Raw genomic sequence first — 14,242 nt, 5'->3', positions numbered from 1 at the left:
CCGTCCGCGTCGTCGGAGCGGCGGGTCGAAGCGGCGCGTGGCTAGGCTCGAAGGGTGACGACGCCCCTCGATGCGCTCCCGCTCGACCAGCTCCGGACCCGGACGAGCACGAAGTGGGCGAAGTACCCCGAAGACGTCCTGCCGATGTTCGTCGCGGAGACGGACTTCGCGCCGGCGCCCGCGATCACGCGGGCGCTGCGGGCGGCCGTGGACCGCGGCGACACGGGATATGTCCCGCCGCGGACCCCGTACCCCGAGGCGTTCGCCTCCTTCGCCCGGCGCCGTTTCGGCTGGGACGTCGACCCCGCTCGCGTCCGCACGACGTGCGACGTCATGATGGGCATGGCGGAGCTCATCCGCGCCGTCGCGCAGCCCGGGGAGGGGGTGATCGTCACGCCTCCCGTCTACCCGCCGTTCTTCGACGTGCACGACGAGTCCCACACCGACGCCGTCCGGGTTCCCCTGGCGCGCACCGATGGGGGATGGGAGCTCGACCTCGACGGCATCGACGCCGCGTTCGCGGCGGGGGCCAGGGCTATCCTGCTCTGCAACCCCCACAATCCGACCGGCACGGTGCACAGTCGGGAGAGCCTCGCGGCGCTCGCCGAGATCGCCCGGCGCCACGGCGTATGGGTCATCAGCGACGAGATCCATGCACCGCTGACGATGCCGGGGGTCGTCTTCACCCCGTTCCTCGACGCGAGCCCGGCAGCCGCCGATGTCGGTGTCGTCGTGACGAGTGCGAGCAAGTCCTTCAACCTCGCGGGCCTCAAGTGCGCCCATTTCGTGACGGCGTCCCCCGAGACGACGCGCGTCGTCCGCCGCATCCCGATGGAGGTCGAGTGGCGCACGGGCCTGTTCGGCATCATCGCCGGCATCGAGGCGTACGAGCGCAGCGACGAGTGGCTCGACTCCCTCGTCGCGCGGCTCGACCTCAACCGCCGCCTCCTCGTCGAGCTGCTCGAGGAGCACGTGCCGGGCGCCCGTTACGTGCCCGGGGACGCCGGGTTCCTCGGATGGATCGACTTCTCGGCGCTCGGCTGGGGCGACGACCCGGCGCGCCGCATCCTCAAGGAGGCGAAGGTCGCGCTCAATCCCGGTCGGTCGTTCGGGGAGGAGGGACTCGGCTTCGCGCGCATCAACTACGGCACGGGGCCGGAGATCCTGGAGCTCGCGGTGAGCCGCATCGGCGCGCTCGTCGGCCGATGACCGGCACCGATCCGCGCGGGCTCTCCGGATCCGTCCCGATCCCGCACTCCCCGGCGGAGGCGACGACGATCTGGCGTCGTCCGTATCTCCTCACGACCGTCGGCGCCGTCGCGCTGATCTTCCTGGCCGCTCTCCAGTCCCTCGCCGTGACGACGGTCATGCCCGTCGTCGCCGCCGATCTGGACGGGCAGGCGCTCTACGCGGTCGCGTTCTCCGGCACCTTCGCCACGTCCGTCATCGGGATGGTCGCGGCCGGAGCGTGGAGCGACAGGACGGGTCCGACGGGACCGCTGTACACGGCCGCGGCGTTCTTCGTGGCGGGGCTCGCCGTCGACGCGCTCGCCGTCGACATGCCGATGCTCGTCGCGGGTCGTCTCGTCATGGGGCTCGGATCGGGCGGCCAGGTGGTGGCGCTCTACGTCGTCGTGGCCCGCGTGTTCCCCGCGCATCTGCAGGGACGCGTCATGGCGGCGTTCTCGGCCGCGTGGATCGTCCCGTCGCTCGTGGGTCCGGTGCTCGCGGGCGCCGTCGCCGAGCATCTGCACTGGCGCTGGGTGTTCGCCGGCGTCGCGTTCCTCACGCTCGTCGCGTTCGCGATGATCGCGCCGCGGCTGAGGGGACTCGGCCGCTCGTCGCGTGAGCCTCGCGTCGGAGGCGTCGGGAGACGCCTGATCCTGGCGGTGGTCGTCGCGGCCGCGGCGCTCGGACTGAGCCTCGCGGGAGAGCTGGACGGCGCGCTCGGCTGGATCGTCGCCGTCGGCGCCCTCGTCGTCGTCGCCGCGGCGATCCTGCCGCTCCTGCCCGTGCGGACGCTGCGTCTCGGACGGGGCCTCCCCAGCGTCGTGGCGATGCGCGGGCTCGTCGCGGGCGCCCTGTTCGGCGCCGAGATCTACGTGCCGTACCTCCTCATCGCGCGGTTCGGGTTCTCCCCGACGCTCGCGGGCGCGGGCCTCACGCTCGCGGCGCTCACCTGGGCGGTGAGCGCCGACGTCTCCGGGCGCCTCGGGGATCGCATCGGCAACCGCCGCATCGCGCTGACCGGCGCGTCGCTGCTCTCGGTCGCGCTCGTCGCGTGCCTGCTCACGGCGGCGCTCGGCCTGCCGGCGTGGGTCCCCATCGTGTTCTGGGGATTCGCCGGGCTCGGGATGGGGATCGTGTACCCGCGGCTCACCGTGCTCACGATCGCGTACTCGTCGGCGCGCGACCAGGGGTTCAACTCGTCCGCGCTCCAGATCAGCGATTCGATCGGCGCCTCGGCGGCGATGGCCGTGATGGGGCTCGCGTTCACCGCACTGGAGGGATCGGACGCCCGGTTCGCGGTCGTCTTCGGCATCGGCCTGCTGCTCGCGCTGCTGGCGATCGTGCCGGGGCTGCGGCTCGGGCACGCGCGCGAGACGGAGAGCCGCTAGGCGGAGGCCGGGCCCGGGAGCCCGGCGAGGATGATGCGGATCCCGCGCCGGAAGTCGGCGTCGGCGTCGGCCGTCGCCGTGGCCGGATCCTGCTCGATCACCCCCAGGGACGCCGCCTGGATGCGCTGCTGGACGAGCGACGCGTGGCCGAGGACGAACTGCAGGACGATCGTCGCGGCCTGCTCGGCATCGTCCGGGTCGAGCGCGGCGACGAGGGACGCGGCGATACGCCGTCGGGGCGCGTCCTCTCCGAGAGCGAGCGCCTGCGTGCTGAGCACGACTTCCGCGCCGTCGCGATGGGCGAGGAGCGCGTCGCGCAGGGCGGTGGCGACGACCACGGGCTCGGCGTCGTCTGCGGCGGCGGCCTCGGCGACGATCCGGTCCGCCACGGCGGCGAGCAGGACCTGCTTGCTCTCGAAATGCCAGTACAGCGCGCTCGCGCGCACGTCGAGCTCGGTCGCGAGACGCCGCATCGTCAGGTCGGCCAGTCCGTGCGCGTCGAGGATGCGCAGCGCGACGTCGACGATCCCGGCGCGATCGTGACGCCCCGCGGAGATCTCGGCCATGGACACGACTATACTGAACGCCGTTCAGGTGAACATCGTTCAGGAAGCCATCCGATCTCGAGGAGCCGCGGTATGAGTCAGACGAGTCGATTCGAGGGGCGCGACATCGCCCGCATCGCGGTGTTCGCCGCGATCATCATCGCCCTCGGCCTCATGGGGCCGATCCCCGGGCCCATCGGCGTCCCGATCACGGCGCAGACGCTCGGCGTCATGCTCGCCGGCGCCGTCCTCGGCTGGCGCGGCGCCGCCGCATCCGTGCTCGTCGTGCTCGTGCTCGCGGCGATCGGCCTGCCCGTCCTCTCCGGCGGGAAGGGCGGGCTCGGCGTCTTCGTCGGCCCCACCGCGGGCTACCTCGTCGGCTGGGTCGCGGGCGCGGCCGTCGTGGGCCTCATCGCGCACGCCGGCGGGCGCCGCCTCGAGTGGTGGCGGGTCGCCCTCGCGAACGTCGTCGGCGGCATCCTCGTGATCTACGCGTTCGGCATCCCCGTGCAGGCGATCGTCCTCGCTCTCCCGCTCGGCGAGACCGTCGTCGCGAGCGCCGTGTTCCTCCCCGGCGACCTCGTCAAGGTCGTGCTCGCGACCGTCCTCACGGTCGCGGTCCACCGCGCGTACCCGGTGGGGTTCGGCGCGGCGCGGCCGCGCGTCCGCACGCAGGAGCCCGCGACGGAGGAACCCGCGACGGTCGATGAGTGAGCGCGACGCCGCCGCACGGGAGATCCGTCTCGACGGCGTCTCCGTGACGGCGGGCGAGACGCGCATCCTCTCGGACGTGACGGTGCGCCTCGATCAGCGACGGATCGCGGTGATCGGCGCGAACGGCTCGGGGAAGTCGACCTTCGCACGGCTGCTCGACGGTCTCGTCGCACCGTCCGCGGGGCGGGTGCGCGTGCACGGCCTCGACGTCGCCCGCGAACGGCGAGCCCTGCGCGCACGCGTCGGCTTCGTCTTCACCAACCCCGACGCGCAGATCCTCATGCCGACCGTGGCGGAGGACGTGGCCCTCTCGCTCAAGGGCGCGGGTCTGTCGAGGACGCAGATCGCGGAGCGGGTTCGCGAGGAGCTCGATCGCCACGGCCTCGCCGCACACGCCGACCAGCCGGCGTACAGCCTCTCGGGCGGGCAGAAGCAGCTGCTCGCACTCGTCTCCGTCCTGATCCGGCGCCCGGCGCTCGTCGTGGCCGACGAGCCGACGACGCTGCTCGACCTCGGCAACTCCCGGAGGATGGCCGACCTCCTCGTCGACGAGGTGGAGTCGCAGACGGTCATCGTGACGCACGACCTCGACCTCGCCGCCCGCTGCGACGTCGTCCTGCGCTTCGCGGACGGACGGCTCGCCGAGACCGGGGCGCCGGACGACGTCATCGCCGGGTATCGCGCGGAGTTCGCATGAACGGGGGAGAGGGATGATCTCGCTCTACCGGCCGGGGGACAGCCTCGTGCACCGGATGCCGGCGGCGGCGAAGCTGGGGGCCGTCGCGGCGATCGCTCTCCTCGTGTCGCTGTGGCCGCACACTCCCGTGACGGCGGGCGCTGCGCTGGCGGTCGTCCTCGCGCTCTTCGCGATCGCCGGGTTCGGGCCGGTCGTCTGGGCCGGCCAGCTCTGGTCGCTGCGGTGGATCGTCCTTCTCATGGCCCTCACGCAGCTCGTGTTCTCCGGCCCCCTCGCGGCCGCGGTGAACACGACGCGCGTGGTGTCGGTGGTGCTGCTCGCGGGGCTCCTCACGCTCACGACGCGCAGCGAGGACATGCTCGACACCGTCGAACGCGGACTGCGTCCGCTGCGGCGCCTCGGGGTCGACCCCTGGCGCGTCGCGTTCACCCTGTCGCTCGCGATCGCCCTCGTGCCCGTCGTCGCCGACTTCGCGCGGCGCGTCCGCGAGGCGCAGGCCGCGCGGGGCGTCCGCTCGGGCATCCGCGCGGTCGTGCCGCTGCTCGTGATGTCGCTGCGGCACGCAGACGACGTCGCGGACGCGCTGAGCGCCCGAGGGATCGCATGACGGCGCGGCCGATCCGCGTCGGCGGCGTGCTCGTGCACGGCGCGGTCGTCGACGGGCAGACGCGATGCGCGCACTGGCACGGAGCAGACGACGTCCTCGCGATCCTCTTCCCCTGCTGCCGGCGGTGGTATCCGTGCCACACGTGTCACGAGGAGGACGCCGACCATCCCGCCGCACGCTGGGGACGGGACGAGCACGAGGCGCAGGCGCTCCTGTGCGGCGTGTGCGGCGCGACGTCGTCGATCGACGCCTACCTCGCGACGTCCGCGTGCGCGAAGTGCGGCGGCGCGTTCAACGAGAACTGCCGACTGCATCACCCTCTGTACTTCGCGTGAAAGGCTCCCAGACGACCGTCCTCGGCGCGGACCTATAATGGGAGGCTGGCCGTTCGGCCGCTGACCCCTCCCCGGAAAGAGAAGGTGCCGCTGTGCTCGCCGTGCAGGACCTCGAGATCCGCGTCGGTGCGCGACTGCTCATGTCGGGAGTCGACTTCCGCGTCGGCCCGGGGGACAAGGTCGGGCTCGTCGGCCGGAACGGCGCGGGCAAGACCACCCTCACCAAGGTGCTGGCGGGGGACCTGATCCCCTCCGACGGCAAGATCACCAAGAGCGGCGACATCGGGTACCTTCCCCAGGACCCGCGTTCGGGAGACCCGGAGGAGACCGCGCGCACGCGCATCCTCAACGCGCGCGACCTCGGCGACCTGGCGGCGGGCATCCGCGAGTCGTCCGAGCAGATGGCGTCGGACGACCCGGCTGCGGCGGAGAAGGCCATGAAGCGCTACGGGCGCCTCATGGAGCGGTTCGAGGCGCTGGGGGGCTACGGCGCCGAGTCGGAGGCCGCGTCCATCGCCCACAACCTCTCGCTGCCCGACCGCATCCTCGACCAGCCGCTCAAGACGCTCTCCGGCGGTCAGCGCCGGCGCATCGAGCTCGCGCGCATCCTGTTCTCCGACGCCGAGACGATGATCCTCGACGAGCCGACGAACCACCTCGACGCCGACAGCGTCATCTGGCTGCGCGAGTTCCTGAAGACCTACAGGGGCGGGCTCATCGTCATCAGCCACGACGTCGAGCTCGTGGGCGAGACGGTGAACCGCGTGTTCTACCTCGACGCCAACCGTCAGGCGATCGACGTCTACAACATGGGCTGGAAGCACTATCAGCGCCAGCGCGTGGCGGACGAGGAGCGACGCAAGAAGGAGCGCGCGAACGCGGAGAAGAAGGCCTCGGTGCTGCAGCAGCAGGCCGCCCGCTTCGGCGCGAAGGCGACGAAGGCCGCCGCCGCGCACCAGATGGTGGCGCGCGCGGAGAAGCTGCTCTCCGGGCTCGAGGAGGTGCGTCAGGACGACCGCGTCGCGAAGCTCCGCTTCCCGAAGCCCGCCCCGTGCGGCAAGACGCCGCTCATGGCGTCGAGCCTCTCGAAGTCGTACGGCGCGCTGGAGATCTTCGCGGGCGTCGACCTCGCGATCGACCGCGGATCGAAGGTCGTCGTCCTCGGCCTCAACGGCGCGGGCAAGACGACGCTGCTGCGCATCCTCGCGGGCGTGGACGAGAGCGACACGGGCCGGATCGAGCCCGGCCACGGCCTCAAGATCGGCTACTACGCGCAGGAGCACGAGAACCTCGACGTCGCGCGCTCCGTGCTCGAGAACATGGTGTCGGCGGCGCCGGATCTGACCGAGACGGAGGCCAGGAAGGTGCTGGGCTCGTTCCTCTTCACGGGCGACGACGTGCACAAGCCCGCAGGGGTGCTGTCCGGCGGGGAGAAGACGCGGCTCTCGCTGGCGACGCTCGTCGTCTCCTCCGCGAACGTGCTGCTCCTCGACGAGCCGACGAACAACCTCGATCCCGCGTCGCGAGACGAGATCCTCGGCGCGCTGTCGCACTACGAGGGCTCCGTCGTGCTGGTCTCGCATGACGAGGGGGCCGTGGAGGCGCTGAACCCCGAGCGGGTGCTCCTGCTGCCGGACGGGGTCGAGGACATCTGGAACAAGAGCTATCTCGACCTCATCACGCTCGCGTAGGAGCCCGGGCCCGGCCGGAGTGTAACGGCGTCGACCGCTCGGCGCGAGCCGTTGCGGGGGAGACGGCATCCGGCGTCGGATGGAGGGCGAACGTCATCCGTCCGAGAGGAGTCCTCCCATGCCCGCATCCGGAAAGAACGTCGCCTTCCTGCTGACGAAGGGCGTCGAGCAGATCGAGCTCACGAGCCCCCGCGACGCCCTCGACGACGCGGGCGCGACGACCGTGGTCGTCTCGCCCTCGACCCCGACGCTGCAGGCGCTCGAGAACGACTGGGACCACGCCGACACGTTCGCCGTGGACGTCGCCGTGGCCGAGGCGAAGCCGGAGGACTACGACCTGCTCGTGCTCCCCGGCGGGACGCTCAACGCCGACAGCCTGCGTCTCGACGACGCCGCCGTCGCCTTCGTCCGGGACTTCCTCGCCACGGGGAAGCCCGTCGCCGCGATCTGCCATGCGCCGTGGATCCTCGTCCAGGCGGGGGCGGCGTCGGGCAGGCGCCTCACCTCGTACCCCTCGCTCGAGCACGACCTGCGCAACGCGGGGGCCGACTGGGTCGACGAAGAGGTCGTCGTCGACGGGAACCTCATCACCTCGAGGGACCCCGGCGATCTCGACGCGTTCAACCGCGCGATCGCCGACGCGCTCGGCTGACGCGCCCTCCTCAGCGGCCCCCGGCGTCGATGAGGGCGTCCTCCTCGTCGGCGTCGCGGTCGCGACGCCGCGGTCGGCGCGTCACCGGGGGCGTCCGCCTCCTGGGCGCATCCTCGAGCTCGTCGTCGTCGTCGTCCTCGTCGTCGGGCTCGGCCTCCTCGCGGCGCGCCGTGATCTCCGTGCGGATCATGTACCCGATGAAGATGAAGCCCATGACGGCGAAGAGGATCCACTGGATCGCGTACGACAGGTGGGGACCGGGCTCGACCTCGGGAGCGGCGAGGGGCTGGGGCCGTTCGGCGGGCGCGGGGTCCTCGGACACCATGAGGCCGTACGCGGCGGTGATGGTGTCGCCGCCCGTGAGCGCGGCGACCGAGGGCAGATGGATGGTCGGCAGCTGGCCCTCCGGCGCGCTGCGGCCGGAGGCCGGCAGCTGTTCGCCCGGTCGCAGCCGCGCGAGGACGGTCACATCGCCCTCGGGCGCAGACGGGACCGCGTCCGGGGCGTCGCCCTCGCCGGGCTGCACCCAGCCGCGGTCCACGACGATGATCCGCCCGTCGTCGAGCCGGAACGGGACGAGCACCTCGAACGCGCTCGTCCCTCCCTGCGCGCGGTTGCGCACGAGCAGCTGATCCTCGGTCAGGTACGTGCCCGTGAGGACGACGGGCTGCCATTCGTCCTGCGCGTCGAAGTCGTCGGTCCCGGACAGGACCTCGCCGATGGGCACGGCGTCGGCGTCGTAGTTCTGCTCGATGAGGGCGTTGCCCGCGGCGCGCTGCTCGTTGCGCGCGAACTGCCAGTTGGACAGGAAGGCGCACGCGACCGCGAAGAGGATGGCGACGACGACGTACAGGGACCATCTGGCCGCGCGGGAGCGCATCATGCGGCGCCTCCCGTGCCGTCGTCGCCGATCGCGGCCGGCGCCTCGACGACGCCGGAGACGACCTCGAGCGGGAAGTCCCTGCTCGCGAGGAAATCCCGCAGGAAGTCCACATGGGCGTCGCATGCGAGCCAGGCCTTGCGCCGTCCGGCCGTGTGGATCCGGGGATTGCGCCACAGGATGCTCCACGACGCCGGCTCCCCGCAGCCCGCGCGGGAGCAGACGGGCTCGTCGAAGGCGCCTCCGAAGCCGATCACGGCTTCCGCTCCTCGTCGGGCCCGGCGGACGGGCGCGTCTCGGACATGCGGATGACCGTGCCCGGCGCCTCCTGCGACGTGTCCGGGGCGCCCGGCAGGGAGCGCTGCCGGGGCGGCTGCGCGCGCGAGACCTGGCCCGCCTGCGCGGCGTTGGCGACGACGACCGCGATGTACGGGAGGAAGACGGCCCCGGCCGCGAAGACGAACGAATACCAGCCGTACGGCGTGACGACCACCATGAGGACGAGGCACAGCGTGCGCACGGCCATGGTCAGGATGTACCTGCGCATGCGATGGGACTCGTCGTCGCGAGGCGATCGCTCGATCGAGGTCGCCGACTGGGGCTTCTGCTTGCGGATCTTCACGGTGAGCACAGCCTACTTCGCGACGCCGCGCGCCGGCCGACAGCGACGCAGCGCCCGTCCCCGCATGAGCGCGGCCGTCGCCGCATAAGCTGGTGCGGTCCCATCCGCCCAGAAACGGGAGTGTGCCGTGTCCACAGAACGCGTCGTCCTTGTCACAGGAGGCAACCGCGGCATCGGCCGCGCCATCGCCGAGCGATTCGTCGCGGAGGGACATCGCGTCGCCGTCACGGCGCGCAGCGGCGAGGGTCCGGAGGGCACGCTCACCGTGCGCGCCGACGTGACAGACTCCGCGGCTCTCGACGCTGCTTTCGCCGAGGTGGAGCAGGCGCTCGGGCCCGTGACGATCGTCGTCGCGAACGCGGGCATCACGAAGGACACCCTCATGCTGCGCATGAGCGACGACGACTTCGATGCGGTCGTCGACACGAACCTCGGCGGAGCGTTCCGCGTCGTCAAGCGCGCGCTGAAGGGCATGATCCGCGCGCGCTTCGGACGCGTCATCCTCATCTCGAGCGTCGTGGGCCTCTACGGGTCGGCCGGCCAGGTGAACTACTCGTCGTCGAAGAGCGCGCTCGTCGGGTTCGCCCGGTCGCTCACGCGCGAGCTCGGCGCGCGCGGCATCACGTCGAACGTCGTGGCCCCCGGGTTCATCGAGACGGACATGACGGCGCAGCTGCCGGAGGAGACCCAGGCGGAGTACCGCAAGTCGATCCCCGCGGGACGCTACGGCAGCGCGTCCGAGGTCGCCGGCGTCGTGACGTGGCTGGCATCGGACGACGCCGCGTACATCTCCGGCGCCGTCATCCCCGTCGACGGCGGCATCGGGATGGGGCACTGAGAGCCCTCACGGCAGCAGGCGGAGGACCTCGCGCAGGTCGACCGGGCCGATGACGATCGGCGCCGCGTCGCGCACCGCGGGCTTCGCGTTGAAGGCGATGCCGAGGCCGGCGGCCGCGATCATCTCCAGATCGTTCGCGCCGTCGCCGATCGCGACCGTGCGGTGGAGCGGCACGCCGTTCGCGACGGCCCACTCGGCCAGCGCCGCCGCCTTCGCCGCGGCATCGACGACGGGTCCGTCGACCTCGCCCGTCAGCGCGCCGTCCGAGGCCTTCAGCCGGTTCGCGCGCCACACATCCGCGCCGAGGACCGGCGCGACCGCGTCGAGCACCTCGTGGAACCCGCCCGAGACGACGCCGACCATCCCGCCGCGCTCGTGCACGGCGGCCGTCAGCTCGCGCACCCCCGGAGTCGGCTCGATGCGTGCCACGACGCGATCGAAGGCCGTGACGGCCACGCCCGCGAGGGCTCTCACGCGTGACCGCAGACTCTCCGTGAAGTCGACCTCGCCGCGCATCGCCGCCTCTGTCGCCGCCGCGACCTCCGCGCCGCGGCCGGCCTCGTCGGCGATGAGCTCGATCACCTCGTTGCGGATGAGGGTGGAGTCGGCGTCGAGCACGACGAGAAAGCGGGTCACGTTCACCGAGGGTACCGGGCGTGCCACGGCGGATCCCAGTCCGGCACCTCGCTAGGCTGGACGCATGCCTCCCGTGCTCGAGTTCGACGGCGTCGTGGTGCGCCGCAACGGCCGCAATATCGTCGACGGCGTCAGCTGGACGGTGAACGACGACGAACGCTGGGTCATCCTCGGCCCGAACGGCGCCGGCAAGACCACCGTCCTGCAACTGGCCGACACGTACCTGTACCCCACCACGGGCACGGTCGACATCCTCGACGAGCGGCTCGGACGCACGGACGTCTTCGAGCTCCGTCCGCGCATCGGCTTCGCCTCGAGCGCGCTCGCGAAGCGCATCCCCGCGGACGAGACCGTCCTCGACACGGTGCTCACGGCCGCGTACTCGATCACGGGCCGCTGGAACGAGCAGTACGAGAACATCGACGAGCGCCGTGCGCTGCGGGTCCTCGCCGAATGGCAGCTCGACCACCTGTCCGATCGCGCCTTCGGGACGCTCAGCGACGGCGAGCAGAAGCGCGTGCAGATCGCGCGCGCGATCATGACCGACCCCGAGCTGCTGCTGCTCGACGAGCCGACGGCGAGCCTCGATCTGGGTGCGCGCGAAGTGCTCCTGCAGCTCCTCAGCGGGTACGCGCAGGCTCCGGGCACGCCCGCGATGGTGATGGTCACGCATCACGTCGAGGAGATCCCCGTCGGCTTCACCCACGTGCTGCTTCTGCGCGACGGCAAGCCCGTGGCGGCGGGCCCGCTCGCCGAGGCGCTCACGGCCGACAACCTCACCGCCGCCTTCGGCCTGCCCGTCACGCTCACCGAGCAGGCCGGCCGGTACGCGGCGAGGGCCGTCACCGGCAATTAGCGTCTGGTAAGATGGACCTTTGGCGCCTCGTGCCCGCAGACTTTCTCATCCGATCGACTCGATCCCGCAAGGACAACCATGAAGACTGACATCCACCCGACGTACCGGCCCGTCGTTTTCCGCGACCTCGGCTCGGGCGAGACCTTCCTCACGCGTTCGACCACGACGAGCGACAAGACGATCGAGCTCGACGGCGTCGAGTACCCGGTCATCGACGTCGAGATCTCGTCCGCGTCGCACCCGTTCTACACGGGCAAGCAGCGCATCATGGACTCGGCCGGTCGCGTCGAGAAGTTCAACCAGCGCTTCAAGGGCTTCGGCGGCTCCAAGTAGTCCGTCCCTGTCCACGCAGAAGGCCCCGCTTCGGCGGGGCCTTCTGCGTGGACAGCGACGCGCGCCTCCACGGGCCCCGCGCACGATCCGCTCGGACGGAGCGCTCTCGATCAGGCGACGAGGGCCCAGATGCCGGCCACCGCGGAGGCGGCGGCGATCGCGAGGGCGATGCCGATGAGCACGGCGTGGACGGTGTAGAACGACGTCTTCCGCCCGTCGGCGTCCCGAGCCCTCGGATCGGCCGCGACGCGCTTCCCGAAGCGGGGCCACACCACGACGTTGAAGACGGCGTTGACGAGCAGCAGGACACCCAGGAGGACGGTCATGCGTCGAGTCTACGAGCCGGGGATCGGATGATCGTCGCCGGCATATATGCCGTAGACTGAAAACGAGTGCAGGCATACTTAGGCATCGCACGCGACCGTCGTGAAGCTTGAAGGATGCCGAAGCCCCAGTCAGCCGTGTCGGTGAAAGTAGGGCAGCGCATCGCCGAACTCCGTCATCGAGCCAGCCTCAGCGCTCGCTCGCTTGCGGAATGCGCCGATCTCGACCTGACGCACCTCCAGCGGATCGAGAAGGGCGCGGGCAACCCCACCGTGTACACGCTCCTGCAGATCGCGATCGCCCTCGAAGTCGAGGTGGGCGATCTGCTTCAGGACCTCGACGCGTCCGATCTGCCGCAGGGGCGGCGCCCGTACGGCTACACCGAGCGCGAGCGGCACCGCCGTCAGCCGCGCACCCTGGGCGACTGAGCTGCTCACAGGGAGAACCGCCACAGATACTCCGCGTCCTCGCCCGGACGGAACCACGCGAGGCTGACGATGACGGAGGCGAGCTCGCGATCGCAGAGGCAGAGCTCGCAGACCTCGCCGGGGAGCACGAGGCCCCAGCGCTCGCTCATCGGCGGCGACGTGTCGTCCATGATGAACGCGCGGACGACGTCGACCGGCTCCGACGCGATGTTCGACACGCGGGGATGCGGAGCGTCCGAGCGGTCGACATGCCACGGAACGCGATAGGCCGGGGGAGTGCGCGCGCCGTCGAGGATCGTGAGCATGCGGCGACGCTACGAGCGGCCGCCGACGCGCGGGGGCTCGGACTCCCTCCTCGAGCGCGGATCTGTGGAGAAGTCATCCGCATCGGCGCCTGTGCACGGGACGTCGCGCCTCGTCGAGGCCCCGCCGAAGAGGATCAGCGTCGTTCGCCGGCGTCGTCGTCCCGCTCGGGATCCGCTGACTCGGCGCGGTCGTCCGTCCGCCGGGAGAGCGCACGACGCACGGAGCCCGCCGCGCCCCGGCCCGCCCTGCCCGCGCCGTCTCCCGCAGCGGCGATGCCGCGCCGCGCCGCGCCCAGACCGGCGCCCACGGAGCCGGCGGCCGCCCACATCGCGGATCGCGCCTGCTCCAGGCCGTGCAGGGCGACGTGTTCGATCCGCTCCGCGCCCGGTCGCGGCTCGATCGCGGACGGCAGCCGTTCCGGGACCTCGCCGAACGCCCGCCGCGACGCCTGCACGACACGGCGCCCCAGGAGGTGGTTCCCGGCGCCGCCGACGGCGGCGCCGACGCCGAACGGAAGGGCCTTCCCGACGAAGCTCGCCCCGCCCCGTGCCGCGAACTGATGGATGAAGGTCTTCTTGAGCCGATCGACCAGCGGACCGACAGCGGCCTTGGGGAGCGACTTCGCGATGAGATCGCCCCAATGCGTCGAGAGCGAGGCCCCCTTGCCCAGGGCCTGCCCCGCAAGCTGACGGACGAGGGCGACGCCCTCACCGCCGAGCATGAGCGTCAGCACGAGGGCGCGCGAGCGATCGGGGCTCTCGACGGCGAAGCCGTGCACCTCCGCGAGCGACTGCGCGAACAGCGTCGTCGCCTCCAGGAACCCCGCCGTCTCGACCCCCGACAGCGCGAGCGTCACGCCCGTCCCGATGCCCGGCACGACCGCCGTCGCACCCACGGCGGCGCCCCCTGCGGTCACGCCGGCGAGATAGCGCCGCTCGAGCATGCGCACGATCTGGGCGGGCGTCGCCTCCGGGTGACGCAGGCGCATCGATCGCAGGTGGGCCAGCACGACCGGACGCTGGACGGCGAGCACCCCGTCGAGGGCGCGGATCGCGATCGGGTGCTCGGCGGAGCCCACGGGCGGCAGGCCGCTCTGCCACGGCGCATCCTCGGGCAGCGAATGGATGCGATGGACGTCCTCGGGCATCAGCCGATGGTCG

General features: G+C 71.9%; 20 protein-coding genes. 12 read left to right on the top strand and 8 right to left on the bottom strand.

Annotated elements, in window-relative coordinates; genetic code table 11:
* Positions 1–54: 54 nt before the first annotated feature.
* Both N8K70_RS10060 and N8K70_RS10055 read left to right on the top strand, forming a co-directional pair.
* Positions 55–1,209, top strand: a complete 1,155-nt coding sequence (locus tag N8K70_RS10060) for a MalY/PatB family protein (protein WP_317138209.1) — start codon at positions 55–57, stop codon at positions 1,207–1,209.
* Complete coding sequence (locus N8K70_RS10055) at positions 1,206–2,618, top strand: MFS transporter (protein WP_317138208.1); 1,413 nt, start codon at positions 1,206–1,208, stop codon at positions 2,616–2,618. The genes N8K70_RS10060 and N8K70_RS10055 overlap by 4 nt, the downstream gene beginning before the upstream one ends.
* Here N8K70_RS10055 and N8K70_RS10050 read toward each other — a convergent pair.
* Complete coding sequence (locus N8K70_RS10050) at positions 2,615–3,184, bottom strand: TetR family transcriptional regulator (RefSeq protein WP_317138207.1); 570 nt, start codon at positions 3,182–3,184, stop codon at positions 2,615–2,617. The genes N8K70_RS10055 and N8K70_RS10050 overlap by 4 nt on opposite strands.
* Positions 3,185–3,256: 72 nt before the next feature.
* On the opposite strand from N8K70_RS10050, the gene N8K70_RS10045 reads away from it, so the two are divergent.
* The 6 genes from N8K70_RS10045 (at position 3,257) to N8K70_RS10020 (ending at position 7,859) form a co-directional block, all read left to right on the top strand.
* Complete coding sequence (locus N8K70_RS10045) at positions 3,257–3,877, top strand: biotin transporter BioY (protein ID WP_317138206.1); 621 nt, start codon at positions 3,257–3,259, stop codon at positions 3,875–3,877.
* Positions 3,870–4,574 carry an energy-coupling factor ABC transporter ATP-binding protein gene (locus tag N8K70_RS10040; RefSeq protein ID WP_317138205.1) on the top strand — a complete coding sequence of 235 codons (705 nt, stop codon included), beginning with the start codon at positions 3,870–3,872 and terminating at the stop codon, positions 4,572–4,574. The genes N8K70_RS10045 and N8K70_RS10040 overlap by 8 nt, the downstream gene beginning before the upstream one ends.
* Before the next feature lie 13 nt (positions 4,575–4,587).
* Positions 4,588–5,181, top strand: coding sequence for an energy-coupling factor transporter transmembrane component T family protein (locus N8K70_RS10035; RefSeq protein ID WP_317138204.1), 594 nt, complete (start codon positions 4,588–4,590; stop codon positions 5,179–5,181).
* Positions 5,178–5,516 carry a CHY zinc finger protein gene (locus N8K70_RS10030; RefSeq protein WP_317138203.1) on the top strand — a complete coding sequence of 113 codons (339 nt, stop codon included), beginning with the start codon at positions 5,178–5,180 and terminating at the stop codon, positions 5,514–5,516. The genes N8K70_RS10035 and N8K70_RS10030 overlap by 4 nt, the downstream gene beginning before the upstream one ends.
* Before the next feature lie 92 nt (positions 5,517–5,608).
* Positions 5,609–7,207 (top strand): ribosomal protection-like ABC-F family protein, encoded by a 1,599-nt coding sequence (gene abc-f, locus N8K70_RS10025; protein ID WP_317138202.1) that lies wholly within the window; start codon positions 5,609–5,611, stop codon positions 7,205–7,207.
* A gap of 118 nt (positions 7,208–7,325) precedes the next feature.
* Positions 7,326–7,859 carry a type 1 glutamine amidotransferase domain-containing protein gene (locus N8K70_RS10020; protein WP_317138201.1) on the top strand — a complete coding sequence of 178 codons (534 nt, stop codon included), beginning with the start codon at positions 7,326–7,328 and terminating at the stop codon, positions 7,857–7,859.
* A 10-nt stretch (positions 7,860–7,869) separates the two neighbouring features.
* Here N8K70_RS10020 and N8K70_RS10015 read toward each other — a convergent pair whose 3' ends face one another.
* From N8K70_RS10015 to N8K70_RS10005, 3 genes are read right to left on the bottom strand one after another with little or no spacing between them, the layout of a single operon-like run.
* On the bottom strand, positions 7,870–8,739 hold the full coding sequence (locus tag N8K70_RS10015) for an SURF1 family cytochrome oxidase biogenesis protein (protein ID WP_317141212.1): 870 nt from the start codon (positions 8,737–8,739) through the stop codon (positions 7,870–7,872).
* Entirely contained in the window at positions 8,739–8,996 is a 258-nt protein-coding gene (locus N8K70_RS10010) for a hypothetical protein (RefSeq protein WP_394357776.1), read from the bottom strand. The genes N8K70_RS10015 and N8K70_RS10010 overlap by 1 nt, the downstream gene beginning before the upstream one ends.
* Complete coding sequence (locus N8K70_RS10005) at positions 8,993–9,361, bottom strand: DUF3099 domain-containing protein (protein WP_317138200.1); 369 nt, start codon at positions 9,359–9,361, stop codon at positions 8,993–8,995. Before N8K70_RS10005 ends, N8K70_RS10010 begins: the two co-directional genes overlap by 4 nt.
* Before the next feature lie 127 nt (positions 9,362–9,488).
* On the opposite strand from N8K70_RS10005, the gene fabG reads away from it, so the two are divergent.
* Positions 9,489–10,199: a 3-oxoacyl-ACP reductase FabG gene (gene fabG / locus N8K70_RS10000; protein WP_317138199.1), complete on the top strand. Its 711-nt coding sequence runs from the start codon at positions 9,489–9,491 to the stop codon at positions 10,197–10,199.
* A 6-nt stretch (positions 10,200–10,205) separates the two neighbouring features.
* On the opposite strand, the gene serB is transcribed toward fabG, so the two are convergent.
* Positions 10,206–10,841 carry a phosphoserine phosphatase SerB gene (gene serB / locus N8K70_RS09995; protein WP_317141210.1) on the bottom strand — a complete coding sequence of 212 codons (636 nt, stop codon included), beginning with the start codon at positions 10,839–10,841 and terminating at the stop codon, positions 10,206–10,208.
* Between the two features lie 58 nt (positions 10,842–10,899).
* On the opposite strand from serB, the gene N8K70_RS09990 reads away from it, so the two are divergent.
* Positions 10,900–11,691: an ABC transporter ATP-binding protein gene (locus tag N8K70_RS09990; RefSeq protein ID WP_317138198.1), complete on the top strand. Its 792-nt coding sequence runs from the start codon at positions 10,900–10,902 to the stop codon at positions 11,689–11,691.
* A 78-nt stretch (positions 11,692–11,769) separates the two neighbouring features.
* The gene (locus N8K70_RS09985) at positions 11,770–12,024 is read left to right on the top strand and encodes a type B 50S ribosomal protein L31 (protein WP_317138197.1); all 255 of its coding nucleotides are present in this window, start codon (positions 11,770–11,772) and stop codon (positions 12,022–12,024) included.
* A 110-nt stretch (positions 12,025–12,134) separates the two neighbouring features.
* Here N8K70_RS09985 and N8K70_RS09980 read toward each other — a convergent pair whose 3' ends face one another.
* Complete coding sequence (locus N8K70_RS09980) at positions 12,135–12,350, bottom strand: SCO4848 family membrane protein (protein WP_317138196.1); 216 nt, start codon at positions 12,348–12,350, stop codon at positions 12,135–12,137.
* Between the two features lie 114 nt (positions 12,351–12,464).
* Between N8K70_RS09980 and N8K70_RS09975 the strand changes: the two genes are divergently transcribed.
* The gene (locus N8K70_RS09975; protein ID WP_317138195.1) at positions 12,465–12,776 is read left to right on the top strand and encodes a helix-turn-helix domain-containing protein; all 312 of its coding nucleotides are present in this window, start codon (positions 12,465–12,467) and stop codon (positions 12,774–12,776) included.
* Between the two features lie 5 nt (positions 12,777–12,781).
* Here N8K70_RS09975 and N8K70_RS09970 read toward each other — a convergent pair whose 3' ends face one another.
* Both N8K70_RS09970 and N8K70_RS09965 read right to left on the bottom strand, forming a co-directional pair.
* Entirely contained in the window at positions 12,782–13,081 is a 300-nt protein-coding gene (locus tag N8K70_RS09970) for a hypothetical protein (protein ID WP_317138194.1), read from the bottom strand.
* A 134-nt stretch (positions 13,082–13,215) separates the two neighbouring features.
* On the bottom strand, positions 13,216–14,229 hold the full coding sequence (locus tag N8K70_RS09965; protein WP_317138193.1) for a hypothetical protein: 1,014 nt from the start codon (positions 14,227–14,229) through the stop codon (positions 13,216–13,218).
* Positions 14,230–14,242: the final 13 nt, after the last annotated feature.

It is taken from the genome of Microbacterium sp. AB, from assembly GCF_032878875.1.
In the GTDB taxonomy this organism is placed as follows: Bacteria; Actinomycetota; Actinomycetes; order Actinomycetales; family Microbacteriaceae; genus Microbacterium; species Microbacterium betulae.
The sequence above is the reverse complement of the archived record's forward strand: the minus strand, read 5'-3'. Positions and strand labels throughout refer to the sequence as shown.

Coding starts and splice junctions, on each gene's coding strand:
- N8K70_RS10020 (WP_317138201.1), top strand. CDS start 7,326: ATGCCCGCATCCGGAAAGAACGTCGCCTTCCTGCTGACGAAGGGCGTC.
- N8K70_RS09965 (WP_317138193.1), bottom strand. CDS start 14,229: ATGCCCGAGGACGTCCATCGCATCCATTCGCTGCCCGAGGATGCGCCG.
- N8K70_RS09990 (WP_317138198.1), top strand. CDS start 10,900: ATGCCTCCCGTGCTCGAGTTCGACGGCGTCGTGGTGCGCCGCAACGGC.
- N8K70_RS09975 (WP_317138195.1), top strand. CDS start 12,465: ATGCCGAAGCCCCAGTCAGCCGTGTCGGTGAAAGTAGGGCAGCGCATC.
- N8K70_RS10015 (WP_317141212.1), bottom strand. CDS start 8,739: ATGCGCTCCCGCGCGGCCAGATGGTCCCTGTACGTCGTCGTCGCCATC.
- N8K70_RS09970 (WP_317138194.1), bottom strand. CDS start 13,081: ATGCTCACGATCCTCGACGGCGCGCGCACTCCCCCGGCCTATCGCGTT.
- N8K70_RS09985 (WP_317138197.1), top strand. CDS start 11,770: ATGAAGACTGACATCCACCCGACGTACCGGCCCGTCGTTTTCCGCGAC.
- N8K70_RS10050 (WP_317138207.1), bottom strand. CDS start 3,184: ATGGCCGAGATCTCCGCGGGGCGTCACGATCGCGCCGGGATCGTCGAC.
- N8K70_RS10030 (WP_317138203.1), top strand. CDS start 5,178: ATGACGGCGCGGCCGATCCGCGTCGGCGGCGTGCTCGTGCACGGCGCG.
- N8K70_RS10045 (WP_317138206.1), top strand. CDS start 3,257: ATGAGTCAGACGAGTCGATTCGAGGGGCGCGACATCGCCCGCATCGCG.
- N8K70_RS10055 (WP_317138208.1), top strand. CDS start 1,206: ATGACCGGCACCGATCCGCGCGGGCTCTCCGGATCCGTCCCGATCCCG.
- N8K70_RS10035 (WP_317138204.1), top strand. CDS start 4,588: ATGATCTCGCTCTACCGGCCGGGGGACAGCCTCGTGCACCGGATGCCG.
- N8K70_RS10040 (WP_317138205.1), top strand. CDS start 3,870: ATGAGTGAGCGCGACGCCGCCGCACGGGAGATCCGTCTCGACGGCGTC.
- N8K70_RS09980 (WP_317138196.1), bottom strand. CDS start 12,350: ATGACCGTCCTCCTGGGTGTCCTGCTGCTCGTCAACGCCGTCTTCAAC.